Below are 15,383 nucleotides of genomic sequence, written 5' to 3'. Positions count from 1 at the left end.
CGTGCGGATTATCCAAGTACCCCGAGAGGGCGAACAGGCGGGAATGGATTAATATTAATACTAAAGTAATAAATTAAAGTTCATCCGTAAGTACTTCCGTGAGGATGGAAACGGATAAAAGACAAGGGGAGACGGTATTACACTGTTTCCCCTTATTTGTTGATAAGGATGGGTAAGGGCTTTGTTAGCGAAATGGACGGTATTCGATCTTTTTAATCGATATAAGGCAGATATCGTGACACACCATTTTTGAGAGAGGTATAAAGTAGGGGAGATCGGAGGGGTATAAATAGCCTTTTTCATACAAAAGGACCGCTTTTTACACACGACAGGCGGTAAAAGGCAACACGACTAGTGGTGTTTGGCAACGCCAGTAGTGCCGTTGGGCATCGTAAACAGTCATGAATAGGGTTGTTAGTACTCATGAATGGGCATCGTAACCCTGTTATATCCCTGTCGTAACTCAATGAGATAGCCCGGATAAGCTATAGGATTATGAATTAGGATGAATTAAATTCGCTAGGATAAAAGGCTGTTTTTAACTAATGCGGTATAAGACAAATGATTGCTAATATTTTTTCTCGTATTTGGGGATAAGCTGTACGTTTGCCCGAAAAAAGTGATTCTCCGGCAGTTGAGTTTACAAATTGACAAAATGCCAAGGCCTCCGTTTATGAGTTTATAGGATGTAGGATAATATCCTATCTAAATAATCTTGCCGTTTATAGCCTGTTGGAAAATCGTTTCCACCCCATAGGTTATACTTCTCTAATGTCTTAAATCTATCGTCCATACTCGAAACTTTTCCCGTTAAGAATGGGATATACCCTTAAAAAAATAACGGCAACCGCCTTCCGCCGAAAGCCGAGTTGCCGTTCAAAGTTAGGAATAAGGTTTGGTTTGTTCCTTTGTAATGATTCTAACATTAATATGTAATGAGAGTTTTCTACATTTTATCGATACAAAAGTAAATGCCACTTGTTACGATTTGATTACGGGAGTGTTACATTTTTAGTAAAGGTCTCGCCAAATCGGTTGATAACCTTGATCTGTACGTCTTTGACTCCGGCAGAAGGGTGGCAACGGAATAAGTGCGATGTATGATATCCGGAAGGTTTTCCGTGCATGTCGATATAGTCTTGGTCTTCATCATCGAATTGCTCCATGCGACCTTTCTCTATGCCGTTTTCGCTCCATGTAACTTGGTAGGTCGGGTCCCAATCCCATACGTTCACCACTAGGTAATCCGCTTGCGATTTGAACTCATTCGGCTTATAAACCCTAAATTGATAATCCGAATCATGGCCGGTTGCCTTATAATACCAAGTAGCGGCATTCCCTTTCACCTCAACGACCAGATAACCGTTCGGGGCGCCGCACCGGTTTACATGGCCGGCCCACCAAGCTCCGCAAGCGGCTCCGATATTATGCTCGTACAGATTTGGTGTGACTTGGTTGTTCTCGAAGAAATGCGTATGCCCGGCGAAGATATGGACATTATAAGGGCCGACGATCTCTTTCAGGCTCTCAGCGTCCTCGGCGTTTCCTCCCCCTTTATCCGTCTGGTTGAATACCGGGGCATGTACGTTGATAAATACAAGTGTCCCGGGTTTAACGTAACTCAGGTCGTTTTTCAGCCATTCCAGTTGTTCCTTTCCGAAGCGTTCGTCATATTTCTTGTCTTTATAATAATCAATATCTTTTAAGGTGATGATATGTGCATCCCCGACATTGAACGAATAATTGTAAGGGCCGAAATGATCCTCGTAGATACGCTCCGCATAGCTCTCCTCGGTTACCTTTTGATTGGATAAGGCCGGGTAACGTAAGTCGTGGTCGTGATTGCCGATCACGGAGAACATCGGGATGCCTAAGACCGAGACCGCTTCCTTATAAGGAGTGAATAAATCCATGCGATCCCAAGTAATGTCTCCCAGCGCCATACCGTAGACCTCTTTTCCTTGGTAGCGCTCTATAGTCTGCTTCAAGTCGGGGATGGTCTCTTCACGGAAACGTTTCATCTGCCGTTCGTCGATGGTCTGAGGATCGGAGATTGCCAAGTAGACAAACCCGTCGATTGGCTGTTTCCTAGGGGTGAGCGTAAAATCATGTTCATTGATCTCCTTACTTTTATCAAGTTGCTGATAGAAAAGATCCGGTATACCTTTTGTTTGCTCGATCTCATAGTCACCCGGTACGGAGAGGTAGACAAAGCGGCTTTTGTCCAGATTCGAATCTAGGCTATATTCTCCCCGCTCATTTGTTTGCGTGAAATTATAACCATCCGTAACGACTACGCCTTGTAGCGGTTTGCCTGCCGTATCGGATACGGTGCCTCTTACGGTAGCGGCTTGCGCTATCCAAGTGGATAACGCAAGTAAAAGCGTGAATGATAAGAATTGTCTCTTCATCGTAATTTTTTTTATGATTTGAATATAGAATATGTTAGTTAGAATTTATAACGTACGCCGATTTGAATCTGCCAAGGATTTCCGTTCATATTGGATACACCCGTGTTTTTGTTTACGTTATATACGTATTGCTTCTTCTCCGCGTCAAAACTCTTGATGGAGTAGATATTCTGCTTGCCTAGATTATGTCCGGCACCCCAGTCCTTGTTCAGCATATTCAGGAAATTGAAAAAGTCTATCGAGGCCTCGATGGAATGAGTCTTATAGATCTTGAAGTTCTTGTTCAAGCGCAAATCGAAAGTACCGTAGAAGCCATTTACGCCACCGTTACGCTCGGCAACCTTCCCATAGTTTTTACGGATATAATCTTTTACGCTCTTCTCTGCTTCCGGATTGTCCAAGATCGCTTGGATACCCTCACGAAGATATTGAGGCGTATTACTATCGTTCGGGTCATAAATATAAGCCAAGTCATTAGATGATACGAAATCACCGTTCATATTACCACTAACCGCTAAAGAGTAACGGGTCCCACCGATCCCGGAGAAACGCAAGCCTACGCTGATCCCCCAGAAAGAAGGAGCCGTACCGTAGAATACGACCTTATGGCGGAATTGGTTGTCCGAGTAAGTCATGGTACTCAAATCACGAGGATCATCTTTTACCATCAAGGCTAGGGTCGCTGTATTCGCTACGTTTCCGTTGTAAGAGGTGTTATCCTTGGAATCGTTCCACGTATAGCTGAAAGAAAGCTCGCCATCCTTGAAATAACGCCAAGTTCCATCTACGACGAACGCGTATTGGTTGATTTTTCCATCGCTGATTAATTCCAGCACACGGCCTACCTTATCACTTTTACGTCCTTGCATCCAGTCGGTAGCTCCGTTCTCGGTATTGATACTCTCGGCGGGGACGAACACGCCACGATTCCCCTCTGCGGCGATACGGAAGTAAGGCTCGTCCACCATATTACGGTCTACGTACATATAATTATGGCGTGCCCAGTTGGCGTAAGCACTGATACCTACCCGCAAGCGATCGGAGAAGAAATGCGTGTAGCTGGCGTTCAACTTATATACTACCGGTACACGGGCATCCTTACTATTCATATTGATCGTGCTGATCTTTTGGATATTCGGGTTGTTGAATAAATCAACGCCCGGAGCGGTAGAAGGATCTTTGCGGTATGCCGGGAAATTCGGTGTCGGAACCAGATTGCCTTGTATATCCACGGACGCTACCTTCGTACCGTCGAACAGCATATTGTTGATCATCGAATAGTTGTTTAAATCCGAGCCGAAGATACCGGCGCCAAGGCGGATAATATCTTGATGTTTATCATTCACGTCCCACGTGAATTGAATGCGGGGTTGCAACTGGAAGGTGGAGATTACGTTGTCCGTACGTAAGCCTAGTTCGTCATAAACGGTCTGGTTAAAGTTCGCGTGGTTGAAATAGCGGGTATAATCCGCACGGATACCAGCCATGACCTCGAATCCGGTGAAAAGCTTCGTTTGTAATTGTCCGTAGATAGCGGAGTTCAAGGTATTCATCTTTACGGTAGGATCATCTACCAAGGCGATTTCCCGGGCATAGCGGTAAGGAGTCATATGCTCGAAATTATCCAGTCCCGTGAAATAAAACCGTCCGTTCATCTCACTACCGTAGAGTGATTTCATATTGGTGTACATGAAGTCTGCTCCGAATGTATAGTTGATGCGGTCCGTATTATAATACATATTGTCTACCAATTGAAGTACATTATCCTTAAAATGTTCGGGAGCGTAGCGTTGACCTCCAAGTTGGATGGAAGTGTACATGCTCTTGTCACCAGATATAGATTCCACGTTCTCTACGATTGCTCTTGGGATATTAGAGCTTGGCAATTGCTTGTTCGGGGTCGTGGCCTCGTAAACCAAGAAATGTTGAAGCTTCAACTCATTAGTCAGTTTCGGACTTAATACCGAGCGTAAGGTAGTGAGTAAGCTGTTGTTATGCGATTTGCGATCGATCCAAACCTCGTAAAGATTGATACTGGAGTTATCGCTCTCGCTCTGTTTATTATCCTCGTTGATGAAATTATTGCGAATGGTTAACAAGTTGGTTGCGTTCAACTGCCAGTCGATACGGGCGAAGACCGCGTTCGTCTGCTTCTTCTTACCGAACTCCCCGAATTGAGGCTCATTCGAGACTCCGTATTTAGTACGGGCGATATCCAGATAACGGTCTAGCGTAGATTGAGTGACATTATAGCGAGACTCGTCCGCCGCCGTCTTGATATCCGCTATATAAATCGGACGGGAATCCTGTTGGTGATCCCATACGACATAGAAGTGCGCACGGTCTTTCACGATCGGGCCTCCCAAAGAGAAACCATATTGATAGGTAGAGAAGTCGGAAGTCGATTTATTTCCCCGTATATCATAGGAGCTGGATAACCAATCGGCACGACCGAACCCGAATACACTTCCGGTGAAAGTATTGGTTCCTGATTTCGTTACAGCGCTCACGGTGCCGCCCCCGGAACGTCCGTTGGTCACGTCATATTGATTGGTTACCACCTCAAACTCGCGGACGGCTTCCATGGATATCGTATAAGCGCCGGAAGTCGTTCCGCTCGCTACGGTTCCTTTAGCCGTCATACCGTCGATGGTGTAATTCGTTGAGGATGATAATTGCCCGGCGATATTTCCTCCGCTACTCAATGGCGAGAGATCCATCAGGGATGTGAAGTTACGGCCGTTTACCGGAAGTTTCGTGATATTTTGAGCGGAGATAGATGTTGCCGCTCCGATCTTCGGAACCATGTTCTTCAAGGAATTAGCGACCACCTCGACAGCTTGGATCTCCACCGATTCCTCCGCTAGCTTGAAATCCACTCGAAGCATATCCCCTTGGTTCAATGCGTATCCTGTCTTTTTCTGTTCCCCATAACCGATATAAGAAGCTGTAACGGTATAAGGAGAACCTAGCGGAAGCTGCTTGATGGTGTATTCTCCTTTATCGTTCGTGATAGAGCCCGTGAAGAATCCGGTAGATTCATTCTTGACTTGGATCGTGGCTCCGATCACTGATTCCCCTTTATTATCCACGACCGTACCGGTGATAATGGCTTGCGTTCCTTGCGCGAATAGGAGAGCCGGTAAGCAATTAAAAAATAACAAACAGGCAAGTAACCTGCAAGTAATGCGTTTGTTAAACATCCTCATAACAATCTTTTTAAAATTAAACCTAAATATCTTTTACGGCGCAAAAGTAAGTGTCCCGTTTTGCAAAGAGATTACATCCGTGTGTAGGTTTAAATAAAGAAAAAAGCCTAATGAAGGATATCCATTAGGCTCAACGAGAAAATTATAAATGTGTCTATAAAGAAGAAGGTTAGTCCTCATCCAACGTTTTGATAATGCTAGATGCTATCTTGGATGAACTCTTGCGGCTGCTCTTTCTGAGTTTATCCGGATTCTCAAGATTCATACAGGTAAAGAAGTTATTCCCCCGATATACCTCGTTTTTATCTTTATCGAATAGGGTATAGCTGACGATATGGAAAAGTGTGCGCAACGGTTGGTCTTGCCATTTAAGATAATGCTGGTTTAATACCAGCAGATAATCAGCGCCGGCATTATCCAATACCTTTTGTAACTCTTCGGTCGGCACGGCTGAAAGATCGGAATAGCAATCCTCGCTCTCCCCGTTCACCTTGATCTCATTCAGTACCTGTCCGGTCACTTGTGTAGCGTTTGCCGGGATAAACTTACAATCTCCGTTCTTTACGGATGCGGCGATATTCTCGGCGATGATCGTATTATACGTTTGGTCGATACTATCCGCTTTCATACCGGTCTCTTCGGCGATCATCCCATTGTAGAAATAGTTTGATTTCACGTTATCGTGCAAACCTACGATGAGAATTTGCTTCGCATGATAATTGTCACCTTCCTTCTTACTTTCTTTAGCGTTCGCTGCTATAGAAGCTACGGCTAAAAAGAACATAACCGTAAAGATTCTGATTTTAAATAACCTTTCCATGATTCTTCTATTAAATTCTGTGTCTATTAATTTCGAAGGCAAAGATATTAGCGGGGTGTTGCAGGGATATTACGGTTGTATAAAGTAATAGTTACCGATAATCCCCCTGTACCGGCTTGGATATTAAAATCGTGGATTCGTTGTAAAGTCTATTCTGCCGTGTGGATGAGTTCAATCAAAAGGCGGTTACCAAGAAACTTTAAGGAGATATAGAAACAGGGGTTGTTTTTAAGGTTCAAAGAACGCTAAAAACAACCCCCGTTATTTTTACTTATTATTCTCGATCCATTTGCGAGCGTTCACGAACGCCTCGATCCATGGAGTGACCTCGTCGTTCTCCTTACGGTCGGCGGGGTAATAACCGCATTGCCAAGGGAAGATCGCACGTTCGGGGTGAGGCATCATGGCTAAATGGCGGCCGTCCTTTGAGCAAACACCGGCAACGGACCAAGGAGAACCGTTCGGGTTGGCGGGATAGCCATCGTAGTTGTATTTAGCGATGATGTTGTACTCCTTCTCCTCGTACGGGAACTCGAACTTACCTTCACCGTGAGCTACCCATACACCCAACTTCGTGCCACTCAAGGAGCCGAACATTACGGAGTTGTTTTTCGGGATCTCCAAGCTAACGAAGTTAGACTCGAACTTATGGGAATCATTGTGAACCATCTTATGCTTTTTCTCGTGCTCCGGATAAACCAAGCCTAACTCGGCCATCAACTGGCAACCGTTACAGATACCCATGCTCAACGTATCCTTACGTGCGTAATAGTTGTCGATCGCTTTCTTGGCTTTCTCGTTATACAAGAAACCGCCGGCCCAGCCCTTGGCGGAACCTAATACGTCGGAGTTGGAGAAACCACCGCAGAATACGATGAAGTTTACATCCTCCAAAGTCTCGCGTCCGCTAGCCAAGTCCGTCATATGGACATCCTTCACGTCGAAACCAGCCAGATACAAGGCGTAAGCGGTCTCACGCTCGCATTGCGTACCCTTCTCACGGATTACCGCGGCCTTGATGCCGTTCGGAGTGCGGCGTTCCGCTGAGAGTCCGTAAGAAGAAAGTTTTCCGGTAAAGTCCTTGTGGAACTTGTACTGTACGGGCTGCATCTTATAGTTCTCGAAACGGTTTCCGGCACAAACGCTTCCGCTTTGCTTTACATCCAGCTTATAAGAAGATTCGTACCATACGTCACGCATATAGTCGATGCCGAAGTGATATTGGATGCCGTCTTTCGATACCAATACATGGCGCTCGTCGGTCGGTTTGGCGATGATGGCGAAACTTACGCCAGCTTCTTCCATCAACTTTTCGAATGCCTTCTTGTCCTTTACCTGAACCAAGATACCCGGATTCTCGGCAAACAGGATCTTCACGATATCGCTCTCGGAGATCTTATCCAAGTTGACATCCAAACCACCCTCTACGTTGGCGAAGCACATCTCTAACAGGGCGGTGATCATACCTCCCGCTGAGATATCGTGTCCGGCAAGGATGAGTCTCTTCTCGATCGCATCTTGTACGGCGTTGAAAGCGTCACGGAAGTATTCCGGATCTTTCACGGTCGGAACCTCGTTACCCAGCTTGTTCAAAGCTTGAGCGAAAGCGGAACCACCCAACTTCAAGGTATCGAAAGAGAAATCTATATAATAAATGGATGTATTCTTGTCTTGAGCTACTACCGGAGAGACGATTTTCTTGATATCGCTAACCTCGGCACCGGCGGAGATAATCACCGTACCCGGGGCGATCACCTTATCGTCACCGTACTTCTGCGTCATGGATAGGGAGTCCTTACCAGTCGGGATATTAATACCTAAGCTGCAAGCGAAGTCGGAAGCGGCTTGTACGGCTGTGTACAGACGGGCGTCCTCACCTTCGTTGCGGCATGGCCACATCCAGTTGGCACTTAAGGATACGCTCTCCAACTTATCTGTCAGCGGAGCGAATACGATATTGGTCAATGACTCGGCGATTGCCATAACGGAACCGGCGGCCGGATCAACCATGGCTACCTGGGGAGCGTGACCGATAGAAGTTGCGATACCAGCTTTCCCGCGGTAATCCAACGCTACGGCACCTAAGTCGCTCAACGGCAATTGTAATTCACCTTGACATTGCTGGCGGGCGATCTTACCGGTTACGGAACGGTCTACTTTGTTTGTTAACCAATCCTTGCAGGCTACGGCCTCCAATTGAAGTACGTTCTCCAAATAATGGTGAAGTTCGGATTCTTTGTAAACAACCGGTTGATAAGATTCAGTGACCGTATGGTCTGTCATAACCGTTCTAGGCGGTTTACCGAACATATATTCCAGCTTGATATCGATAGGTTTTACGCCGTCCGCTTGTTCGAAGACAAACTTCATGTCGTTAGTAGTCTCGCCTACCACATACATCGGGGCACGTTCACGATCCGCGATACGTTTTACACGGGCTACATCTTCTTCTTTCATCAATAAGCCCATGCGCTCTTGGCTCTCGTTTCCTACGATCTCCTTCGCTGAGAGAGTCGGGTCACCAATCGGCAATTTGCTCATATCGATGTGTCCGCCGGTAGCCTCCACCAACTCAGACAAGCAGTTGAGGTGTCCACCCGCACCATGGTCATGGATAGAGACGATCGGGTTCTCGTCAGACTCGGCGATCGCACGGATCACGTTAGCCGCACGTTTCTGCATTTCCGGGTTGGCACGCTGTACGGCGTTCAACTCGATACCGCTTGTATATTGTCCCGTGTTTACGGAAGATACGGCTCCACCACCCATACCGATACGGTAGTTATCGCCACCGATCACAACCACTTTCTCGCCCGGTTCCGGATCGCCCTTCAAAGCATCACGCATATTTGCGAAACCTACACCGCCGGCAAGCATGATTACTTTGTCGTAAGCGTACTTCTTATCGTTCTCCGTGTGCTCGAAAGTCAATAAAGAACCACAGATAAGCGGCTGGCCGAAATGGTTACCGAATGTAGAGGCACCATTGGAAGCCTTGATCAAGATCTGCTCCGGAGTCTGGTATAACCAAGGGCGGGGGTCTAGTATCTTTTCCCATTCGCGAGCGCCTTCTGTACGCGGGTAAGAAGTCATGTAGACAGCTGTTCCCGCTATCGGCAAGGATGCCTTACCACCGCCCAGACGGTCACGGATCTCACCACCTGTTCCGGTAGCGGCACCGTTGAACGGTTCAACGGTTGTCGGGAAGTTATGCGTCTCGGCTTTCAAGGAGATAACCGTCTTGATATCTTTTACGGCGAAGAAATCAGGTTTGTCACCGGATAGGGGAGCGAATTGCTCTACCGTCGGGCCTTCATTGAACGCTACGTTATCTTTATAAGCGGAAACCAATTTATTAGGGTTCTCGGCGGAAGTCTTCTTGATCAAGTTGAACAAGGAACTTTCTTTTTCCTCGCCGTCGATGATGAATACACCTCCGAATATTTTATGGCGGCAGTGTTCCGAGTTTACTTGAGAGAAACCGAACACCTCGCTATCGGTCAACTTACGTCCCAACTTCTGGCTTACCTCGTTCAAGTAAGCGATCTCCTCTTGGCTTAGTGCCAAGCCCTCTTGTTGGTTGTACACTTCCAAATCCTCAATATAGACAATAGGATCTGGTTTTTTACTGATCGTGAAGATCTCCTGATTCAAGCCATTGTAGATACGTTGTAACATCGGATCGTGATCCGCGTCGCCAGAAGAAACAGGAAAATATTCCTCAATACGGGAAATACCGGTCAGGCCCATGTTCTGGGTAATTTCAACGGCGTTCGTACTCCACGGGGTAATCATTTCCCGGCGTGGCCCTACGTACCAGCCTTCCAATGTTTCTGATTGAACAGGAGTTGCCTCGCTAAACAACCAAACCAGTTTTTGAGTGTCTTCAGGAGAGAAAGCGTGCGCGGCCTCTACAGCCAGCACCGTCTTTGTTGAAGATTGAAAGAATAGAATCATATCGTTGATTTATTAGTATTTATCACGAAATAACGAATAAGCCTCTTTTAGAGAGTGCAAAGATAATGATTTCCCGTGAATTATTATGTCAATACGTTTTAAAAGAAAAGAGGGCGGAACCTCCCGGTCTCGCCCTCTCATGTCCCCTACATAGTAAAAAATAAGAGTGTGTCTATGTTTACCAGCCTGCGTTTTGTTGTGCGGCTAGTGTGGGGTTACGTAATAAGTCGTTTTGCGGGATCGGCCAAATGAAACGTTTGTCCGTGTATGGAATGAACGCCTTGTTACTGCCGAACCACTCGGATTTCACCTCACCACCTACCACGAAGGCACCTTGCCCTTTCGTGTTGTTGTACTCTATCTTAGCGGGGATACCTCCGGAAGGACAGAGGTCGTCCGCTGCTAAACGGTGAATGTCTTCCCAACGACGTCCCTCTCCGTGGAACTCGATACGTCGTTCCCAAAGGATCGCTTCCGTCAAGGCCTTCGTGTCGGCGAAGTCATTTGCCTTATACGTTTGGCTGGCAGGATCCGCCAAGGAGCGATCGCGTACTTCATTCAGTTTCTTCAAGGCCAAGTCCTTGTCTCCTTGACGTGCGGCAGCCTCCGCCTCATTCAGCAATACCTCCGCATAACGAATGATCGGGGCATATTCCTCACGTGTAGTCGGATTCTGATACTTGTCGCAGAAATAGTATTGGTCAGACTCCCGATAGAGTAATAGATTGCGTCGTTTGTCATCACCTCTCCAAAACTTGGAATTGTAAAGAATCGGAGAAGACGGACACATCGCACGGCCACCGTCGCGTGCCGACATCATAGAAGACATCGCGCCGTTCACGCTGGCATTGTCATCCGAGCTATTGGCGATCGAGAAGATAGACTCCATGTTATTTGAATAGGAGGTAAATGGAGTGGCGGGATCCGACTCCAGTTTGAAGCGACTATTTTCCAGCTTCTTCGCATCTTCGATTACGCCTGCCCAATCACGCATGTGCAGGTGTACGCGGCTTTTCAGTGCGATAGCTGCGCCTTTGCTCGCACGGGCGATCTTGTTGACTTCGATCACATCTGGAAGCAGGCTCTCCGCTTCGTCGAGGTCTTTCAATATCTGCGCATATGTATCTTTTACGGAAGAACGTCCGATTTGCAATTGGTTTTCCACTTGCGCAGGGTCGCTTACCGCGTTCAGATAGATTGGCATACCATAATTATTGTTGCCCTCCACGTTGTAAGGTAGCGCGAAATGGATCATCAAGTTGTGATACGTCAGCGCACGCAAGAACAGTAACTCTCCTTTGTACTGGTTTCCTAATTCTTGGGAGATTATTCCGTTGGCAACAGCTCCCTCGATGCCGTCCCTTACGATGTTGTAGCGATTGATCGCCTCGAACGAGGTCTCCCACATCGCCACGTTATTGGCGGTAGACACGTTATAGGTCGCGGAATAAGTATAATCATAGAACACGGCGGTCAGGTTCATGTCCTCCCCGCGCATCTCGCCTTGTAAAATACTGGCAGCCCCAAAAGGGTAACCACGTGTACGGCCGTTGCCTGTGTTGATATACAGACCGCATTGTGCGGCATCATAAGCACCGATTACGGATAGCTCACAACGATCAGGCGTGCTGTAAGCTGTCAAATCCGAGAACTTGTCGATAGGTTGCAGATCCACCACATCACTTTCGCAGGCGGTGAATAGCGGTAGCGAGAAAAGGGCTGTGCCCAACGCTACGGTTAAAATCTTTTTATATATTTTATTCGATATCATAATTGTATTGTTTTCAACAGTTGTTATTTATGCGAATTTCTCGAAGTGATTAGAATGTAACGTTAGCACCGAACGTGAACGAGCGTTGTTGTGGCATACCATTCCAATCCACACCATTACGAGACTGTGTCTCCGGATCCAAACCGCTATAGCCGGTGATCGTGAATAAGTTCTGTCCTTGCAGATAGAGGCGGATCTTAGACATACCCAATTTGGACACGATCGTCTTCGGGATCGTGTAGCCTAAGGTTAGTGTAGCCAGTTTCAGGTAGCTGGCGTTCTCCACGAAGTGAGAATCACTGAACCCGTCATTGAAAAGCGCGGCCCCGTCACCGTAACCGATCTTCGGGGTCATACCATCACCCGGTTGCTCGGGAGATACCCAACGGCCTAAGAGCTCCGTTCCGTTGTTTGCGAAATCCATGTTCAGCAATGAGCTTTGACGTGATGCGTTCATCAACTTGTTGCCACCGGAGAAACGGAAAAATACATTCAAGTCGAAATCTCTGAAAGTAACCGTGTTGTTCCATCCTCCGTACCAAGTCGGCATGGATTTACCCAATATCTTACGATCGTCGTTGGTCAATGACGATGGTTTGGATACATCTTCGGGGTTGGAAGGATCGTATTCGGCATAATCATATGCTCCGAAAGTATCGAACTGTACCAAAGAGCCGTCCGCCTTTCTCCAAATCGGATTACCGTTGGCGGCATTCACACCGTAATAATCATAACCGTAAAGTGATTGGTAAGATTCACCTTCCCGAATGATCGTATAGTTGTCGATGATATCCGTTCCACCATACAGCTCTTTCACCGTGTTCTTCACGGTAGAGAAGTTGATGTCCGAATGCCAATTCCAGTCCTTCGTATTGATAATCGTACCCCCTACTGTCAACTCGAAACCGGAGTTCTTGATCTTTCCGATATTGTCATAGTAGTAGTTGTTGGGGATACCCATCGTCGGAGGAGTCGGTACTCGCAATACTAGGTCTTTGGAGTTCTTCTGCCAATAAGCGATCTCGAAAGTCATACGGTTATTGAAGAGAGCACCATCCAAACCGATATCGAAAGTCTCGGTTGTCTCCCATTTCAAGTTATTGTTACCCATTACGTTCCAAGCGATACCTGCCATCGGTCCTACCAATTTGGCACCATACGTTCCCAAATAGGGATAATCGCTGCCTAAAGCAGAGTTACCGATTGTCGCATAGCTGGCACGCAAGCGGAGGTCGTTGAACCATTCGTTGACAGGTGCTTCTGTCCAGAATTTCTCGCGAGACAAGCGCCAAGCGGCGGAAGCCCCCCAGAATGTACCCCAGCGAGTATCCTTCGGCAATTTAGAGAGGCCATCGTAACGAATGGAAGCGCCGATATAATACTTGCTATCATAATTATAGTTCGCACGGAACATATAAGAAGCCAAGCCATTCTCCGATTTCCATCCACCTACGTCCTTCTGTCCGAACGTATTGCTGATGATATGCTCGGAAAAGAACGGATCAGACAACTCATAGACACTTCCGTCCATATATTCTGTCTCGCTGTGTGTATATTCTTGTACAGCCGTAGCAGTCAGATTATGTACCGAGTTAAACGTGCGTGTGAAGTTCAATACGTTCTGCCAGTTCCAAGTGGCGTATGTGGAGTTTACCTCCTCGATTAAACCGCCATATCCGTATCCATCACCGGATTCTGTATCCCAATACATATAGTCGCGTACGTTAGCGATGTCTAGGCCAGCTTGTGTCTTAAACGTAAGACCATCCATAAAGGTGATCTCACCCCAGCCACCTCCGATTACACGGGTGTTTGTCGTACGATTCACGTTGTTGTCTAATGCCCATACGATGTTCTGCACACCGTTATCGATATAACTCAAGTTGCCACCACGTCCCAAGGCTTTGCGGTTTTCCGCATCGATATTGTAGCCGGTAGGATCGTCTGGGTTGTACACATCCACGTTCGGCAACATACGGGTTCCGGCGAAACCTACACCGCCTAAGGAGTTTTCTCCATTCATGACACCATTCATGATCGTGCGTGTCATTTGTCCGTTCAATCCGATTCGGAACCATTTCGTAGCCTGCTGCGTCAAGTCTGCTTTCAAGCTCAGGCGGTTCAAGTCGTTGGCACGTACGATACCTTCCTGCTCCGTGAAACCGAGCGATACGTAATATTGGCTCTTATCGGTACCGCCGCTGGCAGACAAACTGTGATTGTGCTGGAAGCCCGTACGGAAGATATAGTCGTTCCAGTTGGTATCCGGGCCGTTCGGGTCGTATACGGCTTGTCCCTTCATACCCCAGTTCTCGTATTTCTCGTTAGCGATAGTGACGAAATCCTTCGCTCCTAACAGGTCATGCAATTTAGCCGGGCTGGCCGCTGTGATATAACCATCGTAGTTTACGCTGGTGCGTCCCTTGGAGCCCTTTTTCGTTGTGATCAAGATAACGCCGTTTGCCGCACGGGAACCATAAATAGCCGTAGCGGCACCGTCTTTTAAGATCTCGATCGACTCGATATCGTTCGGATTGATATCCGACATGGCGTTATATTCAGCATACAACATACCCATACCGGTGGATCCGGAACTGTTGTCTCCTACCGCCAATGGCATACCATCGATGATGAATAAAGGTTGTGAGCTTGCGGAGATGGTGCTCATACCACGTACTTTAAACTGAGGGCCGGAACCCAACACGCCGCTGGGTGTCGTTACTTGTACACCGGCGGCACGGCCTGCTAATTGGGTATCAAATGAAGGTGCCGCTAAGTTAGCTAGGTCTTCACCCCCAACTTTCGAGATGGCGCTTGTTACATCCTTTTTTCTTTGTGTACCATAGCCAACTACTACAATTTCATCCAGATTCTGCGAGTCTGATTCCATGCTAACTTTAATAATCGGTTTTACTGTTACTTCTACAGATTTCATACCGATGTAAGAGATGATTAGCTTTTGGGCATTGGAAGGAACATCTAGTGTGAACGCTCCATTGTGATCGGTTACCGTTCCGATAGTAGTTCCTGCTACTACGATAGAGGCTCCGATGATAGGTCCATCGTCTTCCGCCGAGATAACCGTACCGGTCACCTTCGCGGTCTGTGCTGTTGCGAACGCTATACTTGCAAACAAGCATAGTAAAAGATAAGTCAACCTTTTCATAGATACATACTTTTTGTTTAATTTGTTAATAAATAGATTGTTATAATCA

Annotated in this window: 6 protein-coding genes; all 6 read right to left on the bottom strand. The window is 46.9% G+C overall.

The features are described 5' to 3' along the window. Positions 1 to 992: 992 nt before the first annotated feature. The 6 genes from DW205_RS12220 to DW205_RS12195 all read right to left on the bottom strand — a co-directional run bounded on the left by DW205_RS12220 (position 993) and on the right by DW205_RS12195 (position 15,334). Positions 993 to 2,411 carry a calcineurin-like phosphoesterase family protein gene (locus DW205_RS12220; protein WP_005866907.1) on the bottom strand — a complete coding sequence of 473 codons (1,419 nt, stop codon included), beginning with the start codon at positions 2,409 to 2,411 and terminating at the stop codon, positions 993 to 995. A gap of 38 nt (positions 2,412 to 2,449) precedes the next feature. Continuing rightward, the gene (locus DW205_RS12215; protein WP_005866910.1) at positions 2,450 to 5,620 is read right to left on the bottom strand and encodes a TonB-dependent receptor; all 3,171 of its coding nucleotides are present in this window, start codon (positions 5,618 to 5,620) and stop codon (positions 2,450 to 2,452) included. A gap of 169 nt (positions 5,621 to 5,789) precedes the next feature. Further along, entirely contained in the window at positions 5,790 to 6,440 is a 651-nt protein-coding gene (locus DW205_RS12210) for a hypothetical protein (RefSeq protein WP_005866912.1), read from the bottom strand. A gap of 267 nt (positions 6,441 to 6,707) precedes the next feature. Beyond that, positions 6,708 to 10,397, bottom strand: a complete 3,690-nt coding sequence (gene purL, locus DW205_RS12205; protein WP_005866914.1) for a phosphoribosylformylglycinamidine synthase — start codon at positions 10,395 to 10,397, stop codon at positions 6,708 to 6,710. A gap of 178 nt (positions 10,398 to 10,575) precedes the next feature. Further along, positions 10,576 to 12,168, bottom strand: coding sequence for a RagB/SusD family nutrient uptake outer membrane protein (locus tag DW205_RS12200; protein WP_005866917.1), 1,593 nt, complete (start codon positions 12,166 to 12,168; stop codon positions 10,576 to 10,578). Between the two features lie 49 nt (positions 12,169 to 12,217). After that, a complete protein-coding gene (locus DW205_RS12195; RefSeq protein WP_005866918.1) occupies positions 12,218 to 15,334 on the bottom strand; it encodes a TonB-dependent receptor in 3,117 nt (1,038 codons plus the stop codon). Positions 15,335 to 15,383: the final 49 nt, after the last annotated feature.

Source organism: Parabacteroides sp. AM17-47, assembly GCF_003434625.1.
GTDB classification, from domain to species: Bacteria; Bacteroidota; Bacteroidia; order Bacteroidales; family Tannerellaceae; genus Parabacteroides; species Parabacteroides distasonis.
This window is presented reverse-complemented; position numbering and strand designations above follow the sequence as displayed.

Excerpts from the sequence above, each read along its gene's own strand:
- DW205_RS12220 (WP_005866907.1), bottom strand. The coding sequence starts at position 2,411 with ATGAAGAGACAATTCTTATCATTCACGCTTTTACTTGCGTTATCCACT.
- DW205_RS12215 (WP_005866910.1), bottom strand. The coding sequence starts at position 5,620 with ATGAGGATGTTTAACAAACGCATTACTTGCAGGTTACTTGCCTGTTTG.
- DW205_RS12210 (WP_005866912.1), bottom strand. The coding sequence starts at position 6,440 with ATGGAAAGGTTATTTAAAATCAGAATCTTTACGGTTATGTTCTTTTTA.
- purL (WP_005866914.1), bottom strand. The coding sequence starts at position 10,397 with ATGATTCTATTCTTTCAATCTTCAACAAAGACGGTGCTGGCTGTAGAG.
- DW205_RS12200 (WP_005866917.1), bottom strand. The coding sequence starts at position 12,168 with ATGATATCGAATAAAATATATAAAAAGATTTTAACCGTAGCGTTGGGC.
- DW205_RS12195 (WP_005866918.1), bottom strand. The coding sequence starts at position 15,334 with ATGAAAAGGTTGACTTATCTTTTACTATGCTTGTTTGCAAGTATAGCG.